Origin of the sequence: Micromonospora sp. NPDC049836 (assembly GCF_044465125.1) — a bacterium.
Classification (GTDB): Bacteria; Actinomycetota; Actinomycetes; order Mycobacteriales; family Micromonosporaceae; genus Micromonospora.
The window spans coordinates 366,712-388,879 of sequence record NZ_JBITLH010000007.1; the positions used below are offsets into that span (position 1 = coordinate 366,712).

Sequence of the window (22,168 nt, forward strand, 5' to 3'; positions counted from 1 at the left end):
GCGTCCCGCGCCCGCCGTCGCCGTGCCGGAGGGGTCAGCCGGCGAGCACCTGGCGCAGCCGGGCGGCGAAGGCCGGTGGGTCCTGGACGAAACCGATGTGCCCGCCCGGGAACATCGTCGGCGACGTGCCCAGCGCCGCCGCCAGCGCCCGGGAGGTGCGGTCGCAGACCTCGCCGGTGGACCGTTCCCCGAGACCGACGACGACCCGGGTCGGGCCGTCGCGCAGGGCGTCGACGTCGGGCCGGAAGCGGGTGGTCCCGGCGATCATGTGCAGGTACTGGAAGTGCTCGTCGGCCGCCGCCTGCGGATCCGGTTCACCGCCGAACATGCCCAGCACCACCTCCTCGGGCAGGTGGATGTTCGCGTTGGCGAGGAACTTCCGCCCGGCGCCGAGCCGGTCCCCGGCGCGGTAGGTGGCGATCATGTCGTCCTCCCCGGCCAGCAGGTCCGCCCGGTCGGGCAGCAGGCCGAGCAGCGGCGGTTCGTGCGCGACGACCGTGTGCACCAGCGTGCGACCCGTCTGGGCCAGCGCCAGGACGGTCACCGCGCCACCGCTGGACCCGAGCACGGCGGCCGGACCCGCGTCGACGTGGGCGAGAAGCCGGGCGACGTCGTCGGCGCGCAGTTCGGGGGTGGAGTCCTGGTGCGGGTCGTGCAGGACGCTGCGGCGGATTCCGCGCGGGTCGGTGGTCAGCACGGTGTGCTCCGTGGCCAGCAGGTCGGCCAACGGCGCGAAGGCGTCGGCGTCCATGGGGGCGGCGACCAGGGCCACGAGCGGCCCCCGGCCGCGCACCTCGTAGTACAGCCGCCCGTCGGGCACCGCCAGGGTGCCGGTGGTGACGGGCGCGGTGGACATGCTGCTCATCGGGTCCTCCAGGGTCGTGACGGGCGAGCCGTTCACCTTCCTGACTCCGGCGCTGCGGCAGAATCGTCGGTCGTGAGCGTCCGTACCCCGGCCACCGCCGGCTCGCCCGACCGGGCCCCGGTCGACGAGGCCGACTTCACGGCGCTGGTCGCGCCGCTGCGCCGGGAGCTGCACGCCCACTGCTACCGGATGCTCGGCTCGGTCCACGACGCCGACGACGCGCTCCAGGACGCCCTGCTGCGGGCGTGGCGCGGGCTGCCGACCTTCGCCGGCCACGGCTCGCTGCGCTCGTGGCTCTACACCGTGGCGACCCGGGTGTGCCTCGACGCCATCGCCGGCCGGGCCCGCCGGGCGCTGCCGGTCGACCTCGGCCCGGCCAGCGACAGCGCCGTGCCGGGGAGCCGCCCGGTCCACGACGTCGCCTGGCTCGGTCCGTACCCGGACGGCGGCCTCGCGCCCGGCCCCGTCGCCCCGGGTGCACGGTACGAGCAGCGTGAGGCGGTCGAGCTGGCCTTCGTGGCCGCGGTGCAGCACCTGCCGGGCAACCAGCGGGCGGCGCTGCTGCTCTTCGACGTCCTGGGCTACTCCACGGCGGAGATCGGCGCCATGCTGGGCACCTCGACCACGTCGGTGAACTCGGCGCTCGCCCGGGCGCGCCGGGTGCTGGCCGAGCGGGTGCCGGCCGCCACCCAGCAGCGCACCCTCCGGATGCTGGACGACGTCCGGCTGCGCGAGGTCGTCACCGGCTATGCCACCGCGCTGGAGAACGGTGACGCGGACGCCCTCGTCGCCCTGCTCACCGAGGACGTCACCTGGTCGATGCCGCCCATGCCGCACTGGTACCGGGGCGTCGCGGCCGTGCTGGACTTCGCCCGGTCGGCGCCGCTGGGCCCCTGCGGCAGCTGGCGGCACCTGCCGACCGGCGCGAACGGCCAGCTCGCGGTCGCCGGCTACCTGCGCCGGGGCGGGACCGGCCGGCACCTGCCGTGGTCGGTCGACGTGCTGACGCTGCGGGGTGACCGGATCGCCGGGATCACCTCGTTCGTGGGCACGGCGCCGTTCGGGGCGTTCGGGCTGCCGGACTCCCTGCCGCCGGCCCGCTGACGCCGGCCCGGCGCGCGATGCGGGCCGGGCCGCTGACGCCACGGCGCGGGCCGTCCGCTCCGCCGGGGAGCGGCCGGTGGCGCACGTCCCGCGGGACCGGGGCAGACTGTCCGCGTACCCCCTCCGGTCCTGGCCCTGGCGCGGCGGGCCCCGGTCAGGCGGCCGGGGCGGCCCCGGCCGGCGGCGCCTCGCCGGGGTCGCGGGCGTAGCGCAACATCAGCACCCCGTCCCCGGCGGCCAGCACGTGGCGCAGCGGCAGGTGCCGCGGCGCGCTGCCGGCCCCGGCGGTGATCCGGCCGGGGCCGGCGCCGGCGAGCAGCGGCGCGACGGTCAGGCAGAGTTCGTCCACCAGGTCGGCGGCGGTGAGCGCCCCGAACAGGTGCGGCCCGCCCTCGCAGAGCAGCTGGCCCAGCCCGCGCCGGCGCAGTTCGGCCAGGCCGGCGGCCAGGTCGACCCGCTCCGCGCCACAGCGGACGAGGTCGGCCACGTCGGTCAGCCCGGGCGGCGGCTCGGCGGCGGCGTGGGTGAGCACCAGCGGCCGGACCGGCGCGTCGGCGAAGCACGCCTGGGCCGGGTCCAGGTCCAGCGAGCCGGAGACCACCACCAGGGTCGGGTACGCGGCGAGGCCCCGCTCGGCACGCCAGGCTCGGCGCGGCTCGCTCAACCGGAGCGCCCGGTAGCCCTCGTGGCGCAGCGTGCCGGCGGCCACCACCAGGCCGTCGCAGAGCATCCGCAGCAGGCCGAAGACCCGCTTGTCCGGCTCGCCGGAGAGCCCGGCGGAGTAGCCGTCCAGGGTGACCGCGCCGTCGGCGCTGGCGACGAAGTTGACCCGCAGGTGGGGGCGGGTGGCGCGGCCGTAGAGCGCGGCCAGTTCCGGGTCGGTCAGCGGCCCGGTCGCGGGCGCCGGCCAGGCCCGCGCGACGGGGGTCGTCCCGGCGGTCATTCGCCGGCCGGACCCGTGACCGGCGGGGTGGGTTCGGGGGTACGGTGCTGGCAGTCGCACCACTTCCGGCCCGGACAGTCGTCGTGCCGCCGCTCCCGGCACGCTCGGCAGATCATGCTGGCAGCCTATGCCGAGGAGGATGGGACAGACATGCCGCGTCAGATCTTCCAGCTCCAGGTGTCCCTGGTCGGGGTCCGGCCGCCGGTGTGGCGGCGGGTGCTGGTCCCCGGCGGGTACACGCTGGACCGGCTGCACCGGGTGGTGCAGCACGCGATGGGCTGGCGGGACTGCCGCCTGCACTCGTTCGAGATCGACGGCCGGCAGTACGGCGAGCCCGACCCGGACGGCGAGCTTCCGGTCCGCGACGAGCTGGACGTCCGGCTGGACGCGGTGGTCGGCAAGGGCAGCCGGTTCCGTTACCTCTACGACTTCGGCGACTGGTGGGAGCACGACCTGGTGGTCGAGGACGTCTGCACCGCCGACCCGGACGAGCGCTATCCGTCCTGCCTGGCGGGGGAGCGGGCCTGCCCGCCGGAGGGGGTCGGCGGCCCGGCCGGGTACGCGGTCCTGCTGGCCGCCCTCGCCGACGCCGAGCATCCGCAGCGGTGGTTGATGCGGGACTGGGCCGGCGCGGACTTCGACCCGACCGCCTTCGACGCGGCCCGCGCCACCACCCTGCTGCGCCGCTTCTGCTGACCGTCGCCGCCCAGGCCACCAGGTCGCGCGGTAACGATCTGGGAACGCTCCCATCGGTCTATTGACACCCCCGATACCTGCCGGCAATCTCATGGGAGCGCTCCCGGGAGTGGCGTGGATCTCACTCCTGCCCGCTCCCCGGGTCGCCGCCGACAGCCCGCCGGGCCGCCGGCGGCGAAAGCACGCGAAAGCACCCCCCACCACACAGATATCGCCTCACCACCGAAAGAGGGGTCTGAAGATGAGCGTCCCAATCCGCCGCCGTCGGCTCGCGGCCATCGCGGTCGCGTCCGCCGCGGTGCTCGTCGCCGCCACCGCCTGTGGCGACGATTCGTCGGGCAGCGACAGCAAGAGCGACGGCCCGGTCACCCTGGTCGTCGACGTCTTCGGCGACCAGGGCTTCGGCTACGAAGAGCTCTACAAGCAGTACCAGGCCGACCACCCGAACATCAAGATCCAGGAGCGCGGCAAGGGTCTCGGCCTCGGCGACTACAACACCCGCCTGACCCAGCAGATCACCGCCGGCTCCGGCGCGGGCGACGTGGTGGCCCTGGAAGAGGGCACCATCGTCCAGTTCTACGCCCAGGCCGACAAGTTCGTGAACCTCGCGGACCAGGGTGCGAACGAGCTCAAGGGCAACTTCCTGCCGTGGAAGTGGGAGCAGGGCAGCACGCCCGACGGCAAGGTGCTGGGCCTCGGCACCGACGTCGGTTCGATGGCGCTGTGCTACCGCAGCGACCTGTTCAAGGCCGCCGGGCTGCCCACCGACCGCGAGCAGGTCGGGGCGCTCTGGCCGACCTGGGACCAGTTCATCGCCACCGGCCAGCGCTTCGCCGCCGCCGACAAGAAGCACAAGTTCGTCGACTCGGCGACCAACTTCTACAACGTCGTGCTCATGCAGATCGCGGGCGCGAACACCGGCTACACCTACTACGACAAGAGCAACAAGCTGGTCATCGGCGAGAACCCGGACATCAAGGCCGCGTACGACATGACCACCAAGATGATCGCGGCGGGTCTGTCGAACAACCTCCAGTCGTTCTCCAACGAGTGGAACGCCGGCTTCAAGAACGGCACCTTCGCCACCATCGCCTGCCCGGCGTGGATGACCGGTGTCATCAAGGGCCAGGCCGGTGACGGCGCGGCCGGCAAGTGGGACATCGCCAAGGCTCCCGGCAACGGCGGCAACTGGGGTGGCTCGTTCCTGGCGGTGCCGAAGTCGAGCAAGCACCAGAAGGAGGCCGTCGAGCTGGCCAAGTTCCTGACCAGCGCGAAGGGTCAGATCGAGGCGTTCAAGAAGGTCGGCAACCTGCCGTCCTCGCCGCAGGCCCTCGCGGACCCGGCCGTGGCCGACTCGACCAACGACTACTTCAACAAGGCCCCGGTCGGCAAGATCTTCGCCACCGGCGCCAGCGAGCTGAAGCCGGTCTACCTCGGCCCGAAGAACAACGCGGTCCGCACCGCTGTGGAGAACAGCCTCCGTGCGGTGGAACAGGGCAAGACTGCCGAGGAGCAGTGGCAGGCGGCACAGAAGAACGGTGCGGCCGCCGGTAAGTGACCCGGCCCGGCCATCCGTGGGTGGCGTCGACCCCGCAAGGAGGTCGGCGCCACCTGCGGTGCCCACTTCCGGTGTCGCCCGTTTGTGGGCGGGTGACGCCGGCCGAGGAGAAGGACCTCCCATGAGCCTCGATCTGCACCGCGCGGCGCCGCCCGACCGCAACCGCGCCGCCCGCCACGCACAGCCCCGCCGCGCCTCGTTCACCCGGCTGGACCTGCGGTACTCGCCGTACCTCTACGTCCTGCCGTTCTTCGTGATCTTCGCGGTGTTCAGCGCCTACCCCATCGTGTACACGGTGTGGATCGCGCTGACCGACCGCTCGCCGCTGAACTCGACGATCTCCTTCGTCGGCCTGGACAACTTCGTCGAACTGCTCACCGACGACCCGCAGTTCTGGAACGCGGTGGTCAACACGTTCGGCATGTTCGTGCTCTCCACGGTGCCCCAGCTGATGCTGGCGCTGCTGCTGGCGAACGCGCTCAACCGGCGGCTGCGGGCGCAGACGTTCTTCCGGATGGCCATCGCCATGCCGATCATCACCTCGACCGCCGTGGTGGCGCTGATCTTCTCGATGATCTACGCCAAGGACTTCGGCCTGGTCAACTGGCTCCTCGACGGCATCGGGCTCGACCCGATCGACTGGCGGGCGAACCGCTACGCCTCCTGGTTCGCCATCTCGACCATGGTCGACTGGCGCTGGGTCGGCTACAACGCCCTGATCTACCTGGCCGCCATGCAGTCCATCAGCAAGGACATGTACGAGGCGGCGGCGCTGGACGGCGCCACCCGCCGCCGGCAGTTCTGGTCGATCACCATCCCGCAGCTGCGTCCGACGATCATCTTCACCCTGATCATCTCCACCATCGGCGGGTTGCAGCTCTTCACCGAGCCGCTGCTGTTCACCAGCGGCTCCGGTGGCCTCTCCGGCGGCTCGGAGGGCCAGTTCCAGACCATCACGATGTACCTGCTCGACGTGATGAACCAGCGTTTCCGGTGGGGTTACGCCGGCGCGGTCGCGCTCGTGCTCTTCGTGCTGATCGCGCTGATGTCGCTGGTGAACTACCTGCTCGCCCGCCGCATCAGCTCCGACAAGTGAGGTGACGAGATGACGACCACCACGCTCCGCCCGCCCGCCCGTCCGGCGGCGCCGGCCCCCGCCAGCCGCCAGGCCGAGCGGCTCTGGAAGGCCAGCCCGCTCACCTGGTTCGGCCTGGTCCTCGGCGTGCTCCTGTCGCTGTTCCCGTTCTACTGGATGATCGTGATCGCCTCGCGTACCAACGACGCGGCGAACTCCTGGCCGCCGCCGTTCCTGCCCGGCGGCAAGCTCGGCGAGAACATCCAGCGGGTGCTCGACAACGGTGACGCCAACATCGTCAAGGGCCTGACGAACTCGTTCCTGGTCTCCGGGACCATCACGGTGGCCACGGTGTTCTTCGGCTCGCTGGCCGGCTTCGCCTTCGCCAAGCTGCGCTTCCGGGGCAAGAACGCGCTGCTGCTGATCATCCTGGCCTCGATGATGGTGCCGATCCAGCTCGGCGTGCTCCCGCTCTACATCCTGATGGCGAAGCTCGAGTGGCTGAACACCATGCCCTCGGTGACCGTGCCGTTCCTCATCGGCGGCTTCGGGATCTTCATGATGCGCCAGTACGCCGAACAGGCGGTACCGAACGAGTTGATCGAAGCCGCCCGGGTGGACGGCTGCTCGACCTGGAAGGTGTACTGGCACGTGGTGGTGCCCGCGCTGCGCCCGGCCGCCGCCGTGCTCGGCCTGCTCACCTTCATGGAACAGTGGAACCAGTTCTTCTGGCCGTTCGTGGTGCTGGCCGACCCGGCCAACCCGACCGTCCAGATCTCCCTGCGCAGCCTGAACACCGCCTACTTCGCCGACAACTCGCAGATCTTCGCCGGTACGTTGATCGCGACCCTGCCCCTGTTCGTCGTGTTCGTTATCTTCGGCCGCCAGATCATCGGCGGCATCATGGAAGGCGCCGTCAAGTCGTGAGCAACCCAGCCAGCCCGCCCACCCTCGGCGTCCTCGACGAGCGGTCGGAGCTCACCTTCCCGCCCGGCTTCCTCTGGGGCGCGGCCACCGCCGCGTACCAGATCGAGGGCGCGGCGGCCGAGGGTGGCCGTACCCCGTCGATCTGGGACACCTTCAGCCACACCGAGGGCCGGACGGTGGCCGGGCACACCGGCGACGTGGCGTGCGACCACTACCACCGGATGCCCTCGGACGTGCGGTTGATGGCCGAGCTGGGGCTGAAGTCGTACCGCTTCTCGGTCTCCTGGCCGCGGGTGCAGCCGGGCGGCACCGGGCCGGCCAACCAGGAGGGGATGGACTTCTACCGGCGGCTGGTCGACGAGCTGCTGGCGCACGGCATCGAGCCGTGGCTGACGCTCTACCACTGGGACCTGCCCCAGCCGCTCGAGGACGCCGGCGGCTGGCCGGCCCGGGACACCGCCGCCCGGTTCGCCGACTACGCGGGGCTGATCGCGGACGCCCTCGGCGACCGGGTGCGGTACTTCACCACCCTGAACGAGCCGTGGTGCTCGGCGTTCCTCGGCTACGGCTCCGGCGTGCACGCGCCGGGCCGCTCCGACGGGGCGGACGCCGTCCGGGCCGGGCACCACCTGATGCTCGGCCACGGGCTGGCCGTGCAGGCGCTGCGGGCCGCCCGGCCGCAGTCCCAGCTCGGCATCACGGTCAACCTCTACCCGGTCACCCCGGCCACCGACTCGCCGGCGGACACCGACGCGGCCCGCCGCATCGACGGCCTGGCCAACCGGTTCTTCCTGGACCCGGTGCTGCGCGGCGCCTACCCGGCGGACCTGCAGGCCGACCTGCGCCAGGTCACCGACTTCGGGCACGTCCGCGAGGGCGACCTGGCGATCATCTCGACCCCGCTGGACATGGTCGGGGTCAACTACTACAGCCGGTACGTGGTCGCCGGGCCGGCCGAGAGCGCCGAGCCGGAGGCGTACTGGCGGGCGCCGTCGTGCTGGCCGGGCAGCCAGGACGTCCGGTTCGTCACCCGGGGTGTCCCGGTGACCGACATGGACTGGGAGATCGACGCCCCGGGCCTGCTGGAGACCCTGGAGCGGGTGCACCGGGACTACACCGACCTGCCGCTCTACGTCACCGAGAACGGCTCGGCGTTCGTCGACGCGGTGATCGACGGCCGGGTCGACGACCCGGACCGGCTGGCGTACTTCGACGCGCACCTGCGGGCCGCCCACGCCGCGATCAGCGCCGGGGTGCCGCTGCACGGCTACTTCGCCTGGTCGCTGATGGACAACTTCGAGTGGGCCTGGGGCTACACGAAGCGCTTCGGCATGGTCTACGTCGACTACGACAGCCAGGCGCGAATCCCCAAGTCCAGCGCCCGGTGGTACGCCGAGGTGATCCGACGCAACGGCGTGGCCGCCGCACAATAGGCTGGGCCAGCCAGTAACGGGCGGCCCGGCACCCGCGCCTCAACAGGTGCCGGGTCCGCCCGAGGTCGGAGGAGCACACGATGACAACGCAACGCACGCGGTCACTCGGGCGCCCGACCCTCGACGCGGTCGCCGCTCGCGCGGGCGTGGGTCGGGGCACGGTCTCCCGCGTGGTCAACGGCTCGCCCCAGGTCAGCCCGGAGGCCCGGGCCGCCGTCCAGCAGGCCATCGCCGAGTTGGGGTACGTGCCCAACCGCGCCGCCCGGGCGCTGGTGACGCAACGGACCGACTCGGTGGCCCTGGTGGTCTCCGAGTCCGGGGAGCGGGTCTTCACCGAGCCGTTCTTCGCCGGCATCGTCCGGGGCGTCAGCTCCGCGCTGCTGGAGACCCCGATGCAGCTCTGGTTGGCCATGGCGCAGTCCCAGATCGAGCGGGAACGGGTCGAGCACCACCTGACCAACCAGCACGTGGACGGCGTCCTGCTGCTCTCGCTGCACGACGCCGACCCGCTGCCCACCCTGCTGGAGGAGCGCGGCCTGCCGACCGTGCTCGGCGGCCGGCCGGCCCGGATGCTGCACCCGAACGCCCAGCCGGCCTGGTTCGTGGACGTGGACAACGTCGGCGGCGCCCGGCAGGCGGTGGAGCACCTCTTCGCCCGCGGCCGGCGCCGGGTCGCCACCATCGCCGGCACCCAGGACATGGGCGCCGGCCTGGCCCGGCTCTCCGGCTACAAGGAGGCCGTCCGGGCCGCGGGCGGCAGCGTCAACCCGGACATGATCGCGTACGGCGACTTCAGCGAGGGCAGCGGCACCGCCTGCATGCGCCGGCTGCTGGAGGTCTGCCCGGAGCTGGACGCCGTCTTCGTCGCCTCCGACCTGATGGCCGTCGGCGCACTGCGCGCGCTGCGCGAGTCCGGTCGCCGGGTGCCCGAGGACGTCGCGGTGGTCGGCTTCGAGGACGCTCCGATCGCCCGGCAGGCCGAGCCGCCGCTGACCACGGTCTTCCAGCCGGTGGAGGAGATGGGCCGGCAGATGGCCCGCCTGCTGGTCTCCCGGATCCGGGGCGACGAACTGCCCAGCCCGCACGTCCTGCTGGACACCAAACTCATCCACCGCGCCTCCGCCTGAGGGCGGGGGCGCGGTCAGGCCCAGCGGCGCAGCTCGCGCTTGGCCAGGGAAGCCTTGTGCACCTCGTCGGGGCCGTCGGCGAGCCGCAGGGTGCGGGTCTGGGCCCAGAGGGCGGCCAGCGGGGTGTCCTGGCTGACGCCGGCGCCGCCGTGCGCCTGGATCGCCTTGTCGATCACCCACTCGGCCATCGCCGGGGTGGCGATCTTGATGGCCTGGATCTCGGTGTGCGCGCCCTTGTTGCCCACCGTGTCCATCAGCCAGGCGGTCTTGAGCACCAGCAGCCGGGCCTGCTCGATCCGGACCCGGGCCTCGGCGATCCACTCCCGCACCACGCCCTGCTCGGCCAGGGGCCGGCCGAACGCCACCCGGGCCAGGGCCCGCTGGCAGAGCAGCTCCAGGGCCCGCTCGGCCATGCCGATCAGCCGCATGCAGTGGTGGATCCGGCCCGGGCCGAGCCGCGCCTGGGCGATGGCGAAACCGGTGCCCTCGGCGCCGACCAGGTGCTCCGCCGGCACCCGGACGTCGGTGAAGTCGATCTCGGCGTGCCCGCCGTGCGCGGCGTCGCTGTAGCCGAACACCGTCATGCCGCGGCGTACCGTCACGCCCGGGGTGTCCCGGGGGATCAGGATCATGCTCTGCTGGCGGTGCCGGTCGGCCGCCGGGTCGGTCTTGCCCATCACGATGAAGATCTCGCAGCGCGGGTCCATCGCGCCGGACGACCACCACTTGCGGCCGTTGACCACGTACGCGTCGCCGTCCCGGGTGATCCGGGTGGCGATGTTGGTGGCGTCGGAGGAGGCCACCTCCGGCTCGGTCATGCAGAACGCGGAGCGGATCTCGCCGTCCAGCAGCGGCTTGAGCCAGCGGTCCCGCTGCGCCTCGGAGCCGAACTCGGCCAGCAGTTCCATGTTGCCGGTGTCCGGGGCGGCGCAGTTGAGCGCCTCCGGAGCCAGGTGCGGGCTGCGGCCGGTCAGCTCGGCGAGCGGGGCGTACTGGAGGTTGGTCAGGCCGGCGCCGTAGCGCGGGTCGGGCAGGAACAGGTTCCACAGGCCCCGGGCGCGGGCCTCGGCCTTCAACTCGTCCATGACCGCCGGGCGGGCCCACGGGTCGCCGGTCGCGGCCACCTGCTCGGCGTGCACCGGCTCCGCCGGGTAGACGCACTCGGTGAGGAACGCCGTGAGCCGCTCGCGCAGCTCGAGCGTCCGGGCGTCGTACGCGAAGTCCATCATCTCTCCCTGACCGCGTGCAGACCGTGCTCGACCAGCGGGGCGACCATGTCGCCGATCCGGTCGAAGCCCCCGCCGAGCGTCTGCCCGAGGGTGTGCCGGTAGTGGATGCCCTCGCAGATCACCGCGAGCTTGAAACAGCCGAGCGCCACATGCCAGTGCAGCGGGCCGACGTCGACGTCGCTGCGGCCGGCGTACCGGTCGATCAGCTCTTCGCCGCTGGGGAAGCCGGCGCGGGGCCCGACGCCGTCGGCCACCGGGTTGCCCTCGGTCAGCTCGCTGTCGCCGAGCACGCTCCAGTAGGTGAGCAGCAGTCCCAGGTCGGCCAGGGGATCGCCGAGGGTGGCCATCTCCCAGTCGAGCACCGCGCGCATCGAGACCGGGTCGACCGAGGCGAGCAGGTTGTCCAGCCGGTAGTCGCCGTGCACGATCCGCCCGGCGTTGGCCCCTTCCGGCACGCTGCCGGCCAGCGCGTCGCGCAGCTCGTCGATGCCGGGCAGCGGCCGGCTGCGGGACCGGTCGAGCTGCCCGGCCCAGCGGCGGACCTGCCGGGCCAGGTAGCCCTCCGGACGGCCGAAGTCGGCCAGCCCGACGGCGACCGGCTCGACCAGGTGCAGCGCGGCGAGGGTGTCCATCATCGTCATGGCCAGCTCGCGCCGCTGCGCCGCGGTCAGCGGGTCGGTCTGCGACCGGCTCCGGTAGACCTCGCCGTCGACCTTCTCCATCAGGTAGAACGGCGCGCCGATCACCTCGGCGTCGGCGCAGAGCAGCAGCGCCTCGGGGACCGGCACGTCGGTCGGGGCGAGCGCGGAGATGACCCGGTGCTCCCGGGCCATGTCGTGCGCGGTGGCCAGCACGTGCCCGAGCGGCGGCCGCCGCAGCACCACCGTCCGGTCGCCGCAGCGCAGCAGGTAGGTCAGGTTGGACTTGCCGCCGGCGATCAGCCGCGCCGACAGCGGCGCGGCGGCCAGCTCGGGCCGGTGTGTCGCCAGGTACGCGCGCAGCCGGTCGAGGTCGAGCCCGCGCGGAGCCGGACCGGTCGGGTCCGGAGATGCGTCGACGGCCGGATCGGTCATCCGGATAGTTGATGGCAGCTCAGCTTTCTTGTCAAGGTCGGATTTTCCGGGCAGACATGCCGCTGCAACAGGGGCGAAACGGCCAACGGGCAGGCTGGGGCCAGCCTGCCGGCACGACGGCCGGCCCGCCGAGCGGAGGGACCAGACATGCTGCTGAGAGTTCGGGTGACCCTGCCGGACCGACCCGGCACGCTCGGCCAGGTGGCCCGCACACTCGGGGTCTCCGGTGCCGACATCGTGCAGGTGGTGGTGCTGGAGCGGCTCGGTGGCCGGGCGGTGGACGACTTCACCGTCGTCTGGCCGGGCGCGGCGCGGGTGGAGCGGCTCCTCGCCGGCCTGGCCGCGATCCCCGGCGTCCGGGTGGACGGGGTGTGGCGGGCGATCGGCGCGCCGACCACCACCGGGCAGGACGCCGAACTGCTCGCCCAGGTGGCGGCGAACCCGACCGACGGGGTGGCCACCCTGGTCGACGCGGTGCCTGGGCTGCTCGCCGCCGACTGGGCGGTGGCCGCGGTGGTGCCGCTGGACTGGGCGTCGCGCAGCGGCGGAGCCGGCGAGGCCACGATCGGGCACGCCAGCTGGCGGGCGCCCGTCCCGCCCCGGCTTCCGGAGATCACCCCGCTGCGGGCCCGGGCGATGACCAGCCCGGACGGGCACCACTACGCGGTCGCGCCGTTCGGTCGCGCCGGCCTGGTGCTGGTGGTGGCGCGCGACCACAGTGACCCGCTGGCCGCCGCCGCGTTCCACGCCACCGAGGTGGACCGGCTGGCCCAGCTGGTCCGGGCCGGCGCGGTGATCCTGGGCGACCGGCTGGACCTGGTCGGCGCCCCGCCGGTGACCACGATCACCTGACCCGTCCCGCGGCGTCACCGGCGGGCAACGGGGCCGCAACAGCCGCCCGGCAGGGTCGTGAGGCGAGGAAGGGAGCGAACCATGGCGCTGTGGCGGATCCGAGCCACCGTGGACGACCGGCCGGGCTACCTGTCGGTCCTCACCGCGAGCCTCGCCCTGCGCGGGGTCAACATCCTCACCGTGCAGGTGCACACCACCGAGGTGGGGGCGGTCGACGACTTCCTGGTCGACGCCCCCGACCAGCTCACCGAGGCCGACCTGCGGGCGGCCGTGGAGCGTGGGCGGGGACGGGACTGCTGGATCGCGCGCAGCGAGGCGCGCGGGCTGGCCGACCAGCCCACCCGGGTGCTCGGCCTGGCCAGCCGGCTGGTGCGGGACCCGGACGCGACCGGGGAGGTGCTGCGCACCCTGCTCGGCGCCGACACGGTCACCTGGCGGGCCGGGCCGGCCGGCCCGTCGGGCGGGGTGGGCGCGACCCGGATGCTGCTCCCCGACCCCTCCGGCGGGTCGTACGAGCTGAGCCGCCGGGAGCCCAGCTTCACCCCGGCCGAGTACGCCCGGGCCCAGGCCCTGGTCGAGCTGGCCGCGGCGGTGGCCCGCCGGGACGACGACCGGGTCACCCTGGTGCTGCCCGACGGGGCCGAGGTGCGGGTCCGCCCGGCCGGCCCGGACGACCTGACCGGCGTGGTCGAGCTGCACGAGTCGTGCTCGGCGCGCAGCCGCCAGCGGCGCTACCTCAGCGGCGCCGGCTGCCCGTCGCCGGCCCGGCTGCGCCGGCTGCTGGCGCCGGCGGGCGGGCTGACCCTGGTCGCCACGGCCGGTGGCGGCGCGGCGACGGAGCCGGTCGTGGCGATGGCCAATCTGCTCGGCGAGGGGGACGAGGCAGAGGTGGCGCTGCTGGTCCGGGACGACTGGCAGCGACGCGGCCTCGGCTCGGCGTTGCTGCGGCGGCTGGTCGGGCACGCCGAGCGGATCGGCTACGCCGCCGTGCAGTTGCACGTGCAGGCCGAGAACACCCCGATGCTGCGCGCGGTGCGCCGGCTGGACCGGCCGACCTCGGTGCAGCGGGACGGCAGCGTGCTGACCGTGACGGCGCCGCTGGCCGCCCGCCGGGCCGACCTGCCCCGGCAGGCCGGCGCGACCGCCCGGTCACACCGGGCACCCTGACTCGTCCGGCCGCCCCGGCCGGTCGGCCTGCCGCAACGGCGCGGCGGGCCGGCGAGGGCGGGTACCCGGCCGGTACCGGCGCCGGACGGATCCGGCGCCATCGTGGCCGACCTCCGGTGCGGGGGACGGTGATCGGCAGGGCCCCCGGTTCGGGGGCCCTGCCCATGTCCACGGCCGGCCCGGTCGGAGGCGGGCTGACCGGGCCGCTGGTCGGCGGGTGGGCTGACCCCGGTCGGGGCCCGCCGTCACCGCCAGATGGTCGCGTGTTGGCCGTCCGGCACGTCCGTCCAGCCGGCGAGCAGCCCTCGGTCGTTCAGGGCGATCACGGCGGCGGCCGGACCGCCGGTGACCAGGCGACTCTTGCGCAGCAGGAAGGCCCGCCGGGGCTCCCCGGCGGTGGTGCCGGCGATCCAGCCCTGCTCGTTGAGGTCGCCGACGTACCCGTCGATCTCGGTGCGTACGCCGCCCTGCCAGCGGAAGGACCTGATCGCGGTCGGCGTACTCGTCCAGCCGATGACCTGCGCGCGATCGTTGATCGCCACCGCACCGCTGTCGCCGGTCGGCGGTCCCAGGTCGGTCATCCGGCCGTCCTGCCAGAGGAACGCGTGCTGGCTGCCATCGGCCGTGGTGCTCGTGCCCACGATCTGCCCGTGCTCGTTGATGTCGGCCGGCACCGACTCGGCGCCGCCGAGGGTGCCCAGGTCGGTCAGGACGCCCCGCTGCCAGCGGAAGCCGCGCCGGCCCGCGTCGGTGTAGTGCACGCCGATCACCTGGCCGTGGTTGTTGATGCCGATGGCGCTGCGGTCGCCGGTGCCGCCCAGGTCGGTCAGGACGCCGCGGCGCCAGAGGAAGGCGCGGGTCTCGCCGCCCCGGATGAACGTCTGGTTCTCGCCGACGACCTCGCCCCGGTCGTTGACCGCCAGCGCGGTGCCGGTGCCGCGTTCGTCGAGGGTGCCGAGGTCGCGGGGCCGGCCCTGCCACCAGAGGCACGGCCGTGACGGGTACGCGACGGACTGGCAGAACCCGACCACCAGGCCGTGCTCGTTGATGTCGCGCGGCAGGGTGCCGGTGCCGCCGGGCAGCGGGCGCAGCGCGGTGTGCCGCCCGGCCCGCCAGACGAAACCGAGCGGCGGCTGGATCTCGGAGTCGACCCGGTTCGTCGCGGTGATGATCACCTCGCCGCGGCCGTTCACATCGGACGCGGCGCTCGACATCCAGCCGGCCGGATGGACGTCGAGCGCGGTCAGCCTCCGTGCGTCGGCCTGCGCCGGCGCCGCCAGCAGCGGGATGGTGATGAGCAGGGCGCAGGCGAGCCGCCCCATCCGTCGCATCATCCGGTAAGCCTGGTCCGTCGACGGCCGTGGCGGGGCGGGGAGTCCTCGATCCGACAGCCGCCACCGGCCGCCGGAGCGCGACCGGCCGGCCGGCACCGCCGGGGTGACCGCCCGGGCGGCGTGGTGCCGAGCGACGTCCGCCGCCCGGCACCACGCGAACCTCGCCGCCGCCACATCGCGCCGACCACACCGCGCCGACCGGCACCACGGGAGGTCAGGTTGCCGGGTAGCTGCTGTAGTCCGGGAAGTTGCCGTAGAGCCGGCCGTCGCCGCCCACGGTGACCGCCTGCACGAGCAGGTCGCCACCGACGAACGCGCCCTTCCAGGAGGCGCCCCGGCCGCCGAACGGCTCGTCCCGGTCACCCCGGGAGCGGGGCTTGTTGATGCCCACCTTGAACGCCTGCAGGTCGACCGCCAGCTTGCCGGCCAGTTCCTCGTCGTCGCAGGCCAGCGAGGCGACCAGGGCGCCGTTCGAGGCGTTCATCTGGGCCAGCAACTCGTCGGTGGTGTCCACCACGACGATGGTGTCCACCGGGCCGAACGGCTCGGCGTGCATCAGCCGGGACCGGCCGGGCGGGGCGAGCAGCACGGCCGGCGCCACGTACGCGGAGGTGTCCTGGCCGGCGAGGAAGGGCGCCCCGTCGAGCTTGCCCCGGTGCAGCGGGACCGCGCCACCGCGGACCGCCTCCTCGACCTTGCGGCGCAGCTCGTCGGCCTTGGCCCCGCTGATCAGTGGACCGAAGTCCAGTTCGGGCAGCGGGTCACCGGCGGACCAGTCGTCACCGACCGCGAGCGGGTGTCCGAACCGGACGGAGCGGACGACCGGCAGGTACATGTCGAGGAACTCGTCGACCAGGTCCCGCTGGACCACGAACCGCGGGTACGCGGTGCAGCGCTGCTTGCCGTACTCGAAGCCCTTCTTCAGGTGCGCGGCGAGCAGGTCCCACTGGGAGAAGTTCCAGATGCCCCAGGCGTTGAGGCCCTCCTGCTCGATGAAGTGCCGCTTGTCGGAGTCGAGCAGCGCGGCGGCCACCTTGCCGCCGTTGGAGCGCCCGCCGACGAACGCCACCGCGCCGATCTCCGGGGCGCGGACCAGCACCTCGGACAGCTCCTCGCCGCCGCCGGAGAGCAGCGTGGCGGGCAGCCCGGCGCGGCGCATCAGCGCGTGCGCGACGGTGAGGCAGACCGCGCCCCCCTGGGACGGGGTCTTCGCGATGACCGCGTTGCCGGCGAGCAACTGGACCAGTTCGGCGTGCACCAGCACGCTCATCGGGTAGTTCCAGGAGGCGATGTTGCTGACCGGCCCGGACAGCGGCTCGCGGCCGTCGGCGAGCATCCGGTCGATCTCCTGCACGTACCAGCGCACGCCGTCCAGAGCCCGGTCGACGTCGGCGCAGGCCAGGCGCCACGGCTTGCCGATCTCCCAGACCAGCAGCATGGCCAGCAGGTCGCGGTGGGCGGTGAGCGCGTCGAGGGCGTCGGTGACCCGCGCCTTGCGCTCGGCGAGCGGGGTCTGCGCCCACTGCCGGTGGTCGGCCGCGGCGTGCGCGACGGCGCCGCGGGCCGCGTCGGCGTCGACGCGGGCGAGGTGCGCCAGGACGGTGTTGTCGACCGGGGTACGCACCGGGGTGGGCGTGCCGACCGCCTGCCACCGGCCCTCGGCGAGGTTGTGCAGGGTGGCCGCGCCGTCCGGCGCCGTGCCGAAGGCCTCCGGCGCGGCGGCGACCGCGCGGGCGAGGGTGTCCGACCAGGAGGTGCCGTCGGCAAGTCTGAGAGCCATCGCGATCTCCTCAGGGTTGTCCGGGGGAGCGGCGGCGTCGATGGCACCGCTGGTGGGGCGTACTGTCCCGCGCGGCCGAGCGGCCGGGCAACCGTACGCTCGTATGCCAGGACGCCCGGGCCGCCGCCGCGTCGCGTCACCGCCCGACGACCACCGACCTGACCTGGGGGTACGGGAACAATAAATAGACAGCGATCGATGATGTGATTCAGCTCCGGGCGGCGTCGACCGGGTTACCGGTCAGTACGTGGCGAGACGCCGCGCGGTTCAACCGCGCCGCGCGTGAGCGCCGCCCCGGACACGCGAACCCGGCCGCCGGACACGTGAACCGGCCGCCGGACACGCGAATCCGGCGGCCGGAGACGTGAACCGGCCGCCGGAACGGGGGTCCGGCGGCCGGTCGCGTGGTGGGCGGGAGGTCAGCTGGTGAAGGTGATCCGATCGCGGCGTCGCCGCAGGGTCATGAGCGCGATCCCGCCGCCGATCAGCGCGACGCCGGTGACCGCGATGCTGGTCGCGGCCACGCCGGTGATCGGGAGGCTGCCGCCGCCACCGGCGCCGCCGCCCACGGAGCCGCTGGGGCCGGGCGTCTCGGTGCCGCCCGGCTGGCCCGGCGTCGGGGTGCCCGAGTCGCTCGGCGTCGGCGACTGGCTGTCCGTGGTGGACGGGGTCGGCGACGGCGACTGCGTCTGGGTGGTGCCGGAGCAGGTGTGGGTCAGGTTGAACAGGTTCTGCGGCACCTGCCCGTGGATGGTCGACTCGCCGCTCTCCAGTCGCCAGCCGGTGGGCGTCGCGAACCAGACCTTCTTGGCGCCGTTGTCGGTCGTGAAGTGACCGTCGGCGAGGGTCTTGAAGGTGTCGGTGGTGCCGTCGTTGTCGGTGTCCCAGCCGATCTTCACCGCGTCGACGCTCTCGACGCCGTTGCCGGGCCAGATGAAGACCCAGATGTCCTGGCCAGCCTGCTGGTCGGCGCCGGCGCAGTTGCCGAAGCCCTGGTCGAACTCCGCGTCGGACGCGAGGACGTGCTTGCCGGCCTGGCGCAGGGTGGGGTTGGTGACGGCGGCCGACGCCCACGCCGGGGTGGCGAGAGCGAAGCAGGCCGCGGCCGCGGACGCGGTCACGGCGGCGCGCGCCAGGGACCGACGCTGTGGCATGGGATTTCCTCCGGGATCGGGATCGGGAGCGGGGACGGCACATGATCCCATAACGTGAGGGTCCTTTCGGCATCGGTCGATCGGTCTGAGCTGGGCAGACGTGGCGCTCGACATGGGCGGTGGCGCCAAGATCAGGCCAATTCCAGGGCGTGTCGTGGTAACGCGGCGACGGCCTTCGGCGCTCCGGCGGGTCGTCGCGCGCGCAGCGGTAGTCCGTCTTCCCAACCGGCCGCCGGCCGATTAGATTGTCGATTGTCCATGGGAGCGCTTCCACGCTCCCGCGGCGGCCCCCACCACCACGCCCGCGCGGCGGTTCACCTCCGACGGCCGTCCCCCGTCCGGTCGGCCGCCGTGCGGCACCCAGCCCAGGAGTACGCCATGCTGCACCGCACCCGACCACCCGCGCGCGGCCGCTCCGGGGTGCGCCGCGCCCTCGCCGCCGGCGCGGCCCTCGCCAGCGGGCTCAGCCTCGCCCTGACCGCCGTCGCCGCACCCCGCCCGGCACAGGCCGCGGCCAGCTTCAACTACGCCGAGGCGTTGCAGAAGTCGATCCTGTTCTACGAGGCGCAGCAGTCCGGCAAGAAGCCGGCCTGGAACCGGGTCTCCTGGCGGGGCGACTCGGCGCTCACCGACGGCGCCGACGTCGGACTCGACCTCACCGGCGGCTGGTACGACGCGGGCGACCACGTGAAGTTCGGCTTCCCGATGGCGTTCAGCACCACGATGCTGGCCTGGGGCGCGGTCGAGTACCGGGACGGCTACGTCGCCTCCGGCCAGCTCACCAACCTGCTCAACAACCTGCGCTGGGTCAACGACTACTTCGTCAAGGCACACCCCGCGCCGAACGTCCTCTACGGACAAATCGGCAAGGGCGACGACGACCACAAGTGGTGGGGGCCGGCCGAGGTGCTGCCGATGGCGCGGCCCGCGTACAAGATCGATGCGAGCTGTGGCGGCGCGGACCTGGCGGGGGAGACGGCGGCCGCGATGGCCGCCTCGTCGATGGTGTTCCGCCCCACCGACGCCGCCTACGCCGACAAGCTGCTCGGGCACGCGAAGCAGCTCTACACGTTCGCCGACACGGTGCGTAAGAGCTACCACGAGTGCATCACCGACGCGACGAGCTTCTACAAGTCGTGGAGCGGCTACCAGGACGAACTGGTCTGGGGCGCGATCTGGCTCTACCGGGCCACCGGGGACGCGAGCTACCTGGCCAAGGCGGAGAGCGAGTACGACAAGCTCGGCACCGAGCCGCAGTCCACCACCCGCTCCTACAAGTGGACCATCGCCTGGGACAACAAGCAGTTCGGCGCGTACGTGCTGCTGGCCAACCTGACCAACAAGCAGAAGTACGTCGACGACGCCAACCGGTGGCTGGACTGGTGGACCGTCGGCGTGAACGGCTCGAAGGTGAACTACTCGCCCGGCGGGGAGGCGGTGCTCGACTCCTGGGGGTCGCTGCGCTACGCCGCCAACACCGCCTTCGCGGCCCTGGTCTACAGCGACAAGACCTCCGACGCCACCCGCAAGGCGCGCTACCACGACTTCGCCGTCCGGCAGATCAACTATGCGCTCGGCGACAACCCGCGCAACTCCAGTTACCTGATCGGCTTCGGCGCCAACTCGCCGAAGAACCCGCACCACCGCACCGCGCACGGCTCCTGGTGGGACAGCCAGACCGTGCCCACCGAGACCCGGCACGTGCTCTACGGCGCGCTGGTCGGCGGCCCCTCCTCGGCCAACGACGCCTACACCGACAGCCGGTCCGACTACGTGATGAACGAGGTGGCCACCGACTACAACGCCGGCTTCACCTCGGCGCTGGCCCGGCTCAGCAAGGAGTACGGCGGCACCCCGCTCGCCGGCTTCCCGACCGCCGAGACGCCGGACCTGGACGAGTTGACCGTGGAGACCACGGTGATGCAGGCGGAGACCCGGGCCACCGGGCTGAAGGCGATCATCTACAACAAGTCGGGCTTCCCGGCCCGGGCGCTGAAGACGGCGAAGTTCCGCTACTACTTCCGCCCGGACGGCACCGGCCCGGTGACCGTCACCCCCGGCTACACCCAGGGCTGCCCGTCGCCGTCGACCGCCAAGCAGTACAGCGGCGACATCTGGTACGTGGAGGTCGACTGCACCGGCTACACCATCGCCCCGGCCGGGCAGTCGCAGCACCGGATGGAGGTGCAGTTCAAGATCGGCGTGCCGGAGGGCGGCACCTGGGACCCGACCAACGACCCGTCGTACCAGGCCACCGCCGGGCCGAACCGCAAGGTGCCGCTCTACGAGGCCGGCGTGCGGGTCTGGGGTGAGGAGCCCGGCCCGGCCACCCCGGACACCACCGCGCCGACCGCGCCCGGCACCCCGGTCGCCTCGGGCGTCACCTCGACCGGGCTCACCCTGACCTGGCCCGCCTCCACCGACACCGGCGGCAGCGGCCTGGCCGGCTACGACATCACCCAGGCCCAGGTCGGCAGCGACGCCCTGGTGCTGCTGAAGTCCACCACGAACACCGTCGCCGTCACCGGGCTGCTGCCCGAGCGGACGTACCAGTTCTCCGTGGTCGCCCGCGACGGCGCCGGCAACCGGTCGACGGCCTCGCCGACGGTCAGCGTCACCACCCCGGCGGCGCCCGCCCAGGACACCACGGCGCCCACCGCCCCCGGCACGCCCACCGCGTCCGCGGTCGGCCCGACCGGGCTCACCCTCGCCTGGGGGCCGGCGACCGACAACGTCGGCGTCACCGGCTACCGGGTCTACCGGTCCGGGAACGTCCTGGTCGGCTCGACCGCCGGCACCACCCTCGCGGTCACCGGGCTGACCGCCGCCACCGCCTACACCTTCACCGTGGTCGCGGTGGACGCGGCCGGCAACGTCTCCGCGGCCTCCGCGCCGGTCACCGTGACCACCGCGGATCCGCCGACCGCCGGCGGCTGCGCCGTCGGGTACGTCACCAGCACCTGGGACACCGGGTTCACCGCGAACATCACCGTCACCAACACCGGCACGACGACCCTCAACGGCTGGACCCTCGCCTTCACCTTCCCGAGCACCGGCCAGAAGGTGGGTCAGGGCTGGTCGGCGAACGTCACCCAGACCGGCACCGCGGTGACCGCGTCGAACGTCTCCTACAACGGGACGCTCGCGCCCGGGGCGTCGACCAGCTTCGGCTTCAACGGCACCCACACCGGCACCAACCCGAAGCCGACCGGCTTCACCCTGAACGGGGTCGCCTGCACCGTCTCCTGACCGCCGATCCGGCGGGCGTGGCCGGTCACCGTACCGGGGCGACCGGCCACGCCACGCCGCCAATTCCATCGATGTATATAACTGCTGACGGTCCGCTGGTGATCGTCGGGTTCGCCCTGCTCAGACGCGGAATTCGAGGCGCGGGGACGGTCGGGATCCGGCGGGCCCGGACGGCAAAAAACACTCCCGAAACTTTTCCGAAACTTATTGTCCTGGACGGATGGCCGATGGAAGCATTGGCGCCGTTAAATCTTCCAAACATGACGTCCAGTCGTCCCCGCCCAGACGGCTTGGGTGTTGGCCAGTAAGGAGGCCAAGGTGGCAATGAGCCCATCCGTTCATCGTGGCGGGAACAGGCGGCGGCGCTCGCCCGCCGTCAGAGCGCTGCTCGCCGGCGCGGTCAGCGCCGTGACAGTGGCCGCGGTCGCGGTGATGATGCCGTCGGCGAACGCCGCGGCGAGCACGTTGGGTGCGGCGGCCGCGCAGTCGGGCCGGTACTTCGGCACGGCGATCGCGGCGGGCCGGCTCGGTGACTCGACCTACAGCACGATCGCGGCGCGTGAGTTCAACATGATCACCGCTGAGAACGAGATGAAGCCGGA

The 22,168-nt window shown here is 73.1% G+C and carries 18 protein-coding genes; 11 read left to right on the forward strand and 7 right to left on the reverse strand.

Annotation, left to right across the window (positions count from 1 at the left end):
• Nucleotides 1–34: 34 nt before the first annotated feature.
• Nucleotides 35–865, reverse strand: a complete 831-nt coding sequence (locus ACIBPB_RS21250; protein ID WP_396841254.1) for an alpha/beta fold hydrolase — start codon at nt 863–865, stop codon at nt 35–37.
• A 72-nt stretch (nt 866–937) separates the two neighbouring features.
• Between ACIBPB_RS21250 and ACIBPB_RS21255 the strand changes: the two genes are divergently transcribed.
• A complete protein-coding gene (locus ACIBPB_RS21255; RefSeq protein ID WP_396841255.1) occupies nt 938–1,969 on the forward strand; it encodes a sigma-70 family RNA polymerase sigma factor in 1,032 nt (343 codons plus the stop codon).
• A 154-nt stretch (nt 1,970–2,123) separates the two neighbouring features.
• On the opposite strand, the gene ACIBPB_RS21260 is transcribed toward ACIBPB_RS21255, so the two are convergent.
• A complete protein-coding gene (locus tag ACIBPB_RS21260; protein ID WP_396841256.1) occupies nt 2,124–2,912 on the reverse strand; it encodes a pyrimidine reductase family protein in 789 nt (262 codons plus the stop codon).
• 150 nt (nt 2,913–3,062) lie between these two features.
• On the opposite strand from ACIBPB_RS21260, the gene ACIBPB_RS21265 reads away from it, so the two are divergent.
• The 6 genes from ACIBPB_RS21265 (at nt 3,063) to ACIBPB_RS21290 (ending at nt 9,728) form a co-directional block, all read left to right on the forward strand.
• Nucleotides 3,063–3,608 carry a plasmid pRiA4b ORF-3 family protein gene (locus ACIBPB_RS21265; protein WP_357314557.1) on the forward strand — a complete coding sequence of 182 codons (546 nt, stop codon included), beginning with the start codon at nt 3,063–3,065 and terminating at the stop codon, nt 3,606–3,608.
• 241 nt (nt 3,609–3,849) lie between these two features.
• Entirely contained in the window at nt 3,850–5,166 is a 1,317-nt protein-coding gene (locus ACIBPB_RS21270; protein ID WP_396841257.1) for an ABC transporter substrate-binding protein, read from the forward strand.
• 121 nt (nt 5,167–5,287) lie between these two features.
• A complete protein-coding gene (locus ACIBPB_RS21275; protein WP_396841258.1) occupies nt 5,288–6,262 on the forward strand; it encodes a carbohydrate ABC transporter permease in 975 nt (324 codons plus the stop codon).
• 9 nt (nt 6,263–6,271) lie between these two features.
• On the forward strand, nt 6,272–7,168 hold the full coding sequence (locus tag ACIBPB_RS21280; protein WP_357314551.1) for a carbohydrate ABC transporter permease: 897 nt from the start codon (nt 6,272–6,274) through the stop codon (nt 7,166–7,168).
• On the forward strand, nt 7,165–8,601 hold the full coding sequence (locus tag ACIBPB_RS21285) for a GH1 family beta-glucosidase (protein WP_396841259.1): 1,437 nt from the start codon (nt 7,165–7,167) through the stop codon (nt 8,599–8,601). Before ACIBPB_RS21280 ends, ACIBPB_RS21285 begins: the two co-directional genes overlap by 4 nt.
• A gap of 80 nt (nt 8,602–8,681) precedes the next feature.
• Nucleotides 8,682–9,728: a LacI family DNA-binding transcriptional regulator gene (locus ACIBPB_RS21290; RefSeq protein ID WP_396841260.1), complete on the forward strand. Its 1,047-nt coding sequence runs from the start codon at nt 8,682–8,684 to the stop codon at nt 9,726–9,728.
• Between the two features lie 14 nt (nt 9,729–9,742).
• Here ACIBPB_RS21290 and ACIBPB_RS21295 read toward each other — a convergent pair whose 3' ends face one another.
• Together ACIBPB_RS21295 and ACIBPB_RS21300 are read right to left on the reverse strand one after the other, a co-directional pair.
• Nucleotides 9,743–10,954, reverse strand: coding sequence for an acyl-CoA dehydrogenase family protein (locus tag ACIBPB_RS21295; RefSeq protein ID WP_396841261.1), 1,212 nt, complete (start codon nt 10,952–10,954; stop codon nt 9,743–9,745).
• Complete coding sequence (locus ACIBPB_RS21300) at nt 10,954–12,030, reverse strand: phosphotransferase family protein (protein WP_396841262.1); 1,077 nt, start codon at nt 12,028–12,030, stop codon at nt 10,954–10,956. Before ACIBPB_RS21300 ends, ACIBPB_RS21295 begins: the two co-directional genes overlap by 1 nt.
• Before the next feature lie 147 nt (nt 12,031–12,177).
• Between ACIBPB_RS21300 and ACIBPB_RS21305 the strand changes: the two genes are divergently transcribed.
• A complete protein-coding gene (locus ACIBPB_RS21305) occupies nt 12,178–12,882 on the forward strand; it encodes an amino acid-binding protein (protein ID WP_396841263.1) in 705 nt (234 codons plus the stop codon).
• An 81-nt stretch (nt 12,883–12,963) separates the two neighbouring features.
• Nucleotides 12,964–14,049, forward strand: coding sequence for a GNAT family N-acetyltransferase (locus ACIBPB_RS21310; RefSeq protein ID WP_396841264.1), 1,086 nt, complete (start codon nt 12,964–12,966; stop codon nt 14,047–14,049).
• A gap of 245 nt (nt 14,050–14,294) precedes the next feature.
• Here the strand turns inward: ACIBPB_RS21310 and ACIBPB_RS21315 are convergent, their stop codons facing one another.
• From ACIBPB_RS21315 to ACIBPB_RS21325, 3 genes are all read right to left on the reverse strand, one after another.
• Nucleotides 14,295–15,383 (reverse strand): hypothetical protein, encoded by a 1,089-nt coding sequence (locus ACIBPB_RS21315; RefSeq protein ID WP_396841265.1) that lies wholly within the window; start codon nt 15,381–15,383, stop codon nt 14,295–14,297.
• A 214-nt stretch (nt 15,384–15,597) separates the two neighbouring features.
• Nucleotides 15,598–17,163 (reverse strand): aldehyde dehydrogenase family protein, encoded by a 1,566-nt coding sequence (locus tag ACIBPB_RS21320; RefSeq protein WP_396841266.1) that lies wholly within the window; start codon nt 17,161–17,163, stop codon nt 15,598–15,600.
• Between the two features lie 419 nt (nt 17,164–17,582).
• Nucleotides 17,583–18,317, reverse strand: coding sequence for an LPXTG cell wall anchor domain-containing protein (locus ACIBPB_RS21325; protein ID WP_396841267.1), 735 nt, complete (start codon nt 18,315–18,317; stop codon nt 17,583–17,585).
• A gap of 378 nt (nt 18,318–18,695) precedes the next feature.
• Here ACIBPB_RS21325 and ACIBPB_RS21330 point away from each other — a divergent pair, with 378 nt between their 5' ends.
• A complete protein-coding gene (locus ACIBPB_RS21330) occupies nt 18,696–21,566 on the forward strand; it encodes a glycoside hydrolase family 9 protein (RefSeq protein ID WP_396841281.1) in 2,871 nt (956 codons plus the stop codon).
• A gap of 294 nt (nt 21,567–21,860) precedes the next feature.
• On the forward strand, nt 21,861–22,168 hold a 308-nt coding region (locus tag ACIBPB_RS21335), incomplete at its 3' end, for an endo-1,4-beta-xylanase (RefSeq protein WP_396841268.1).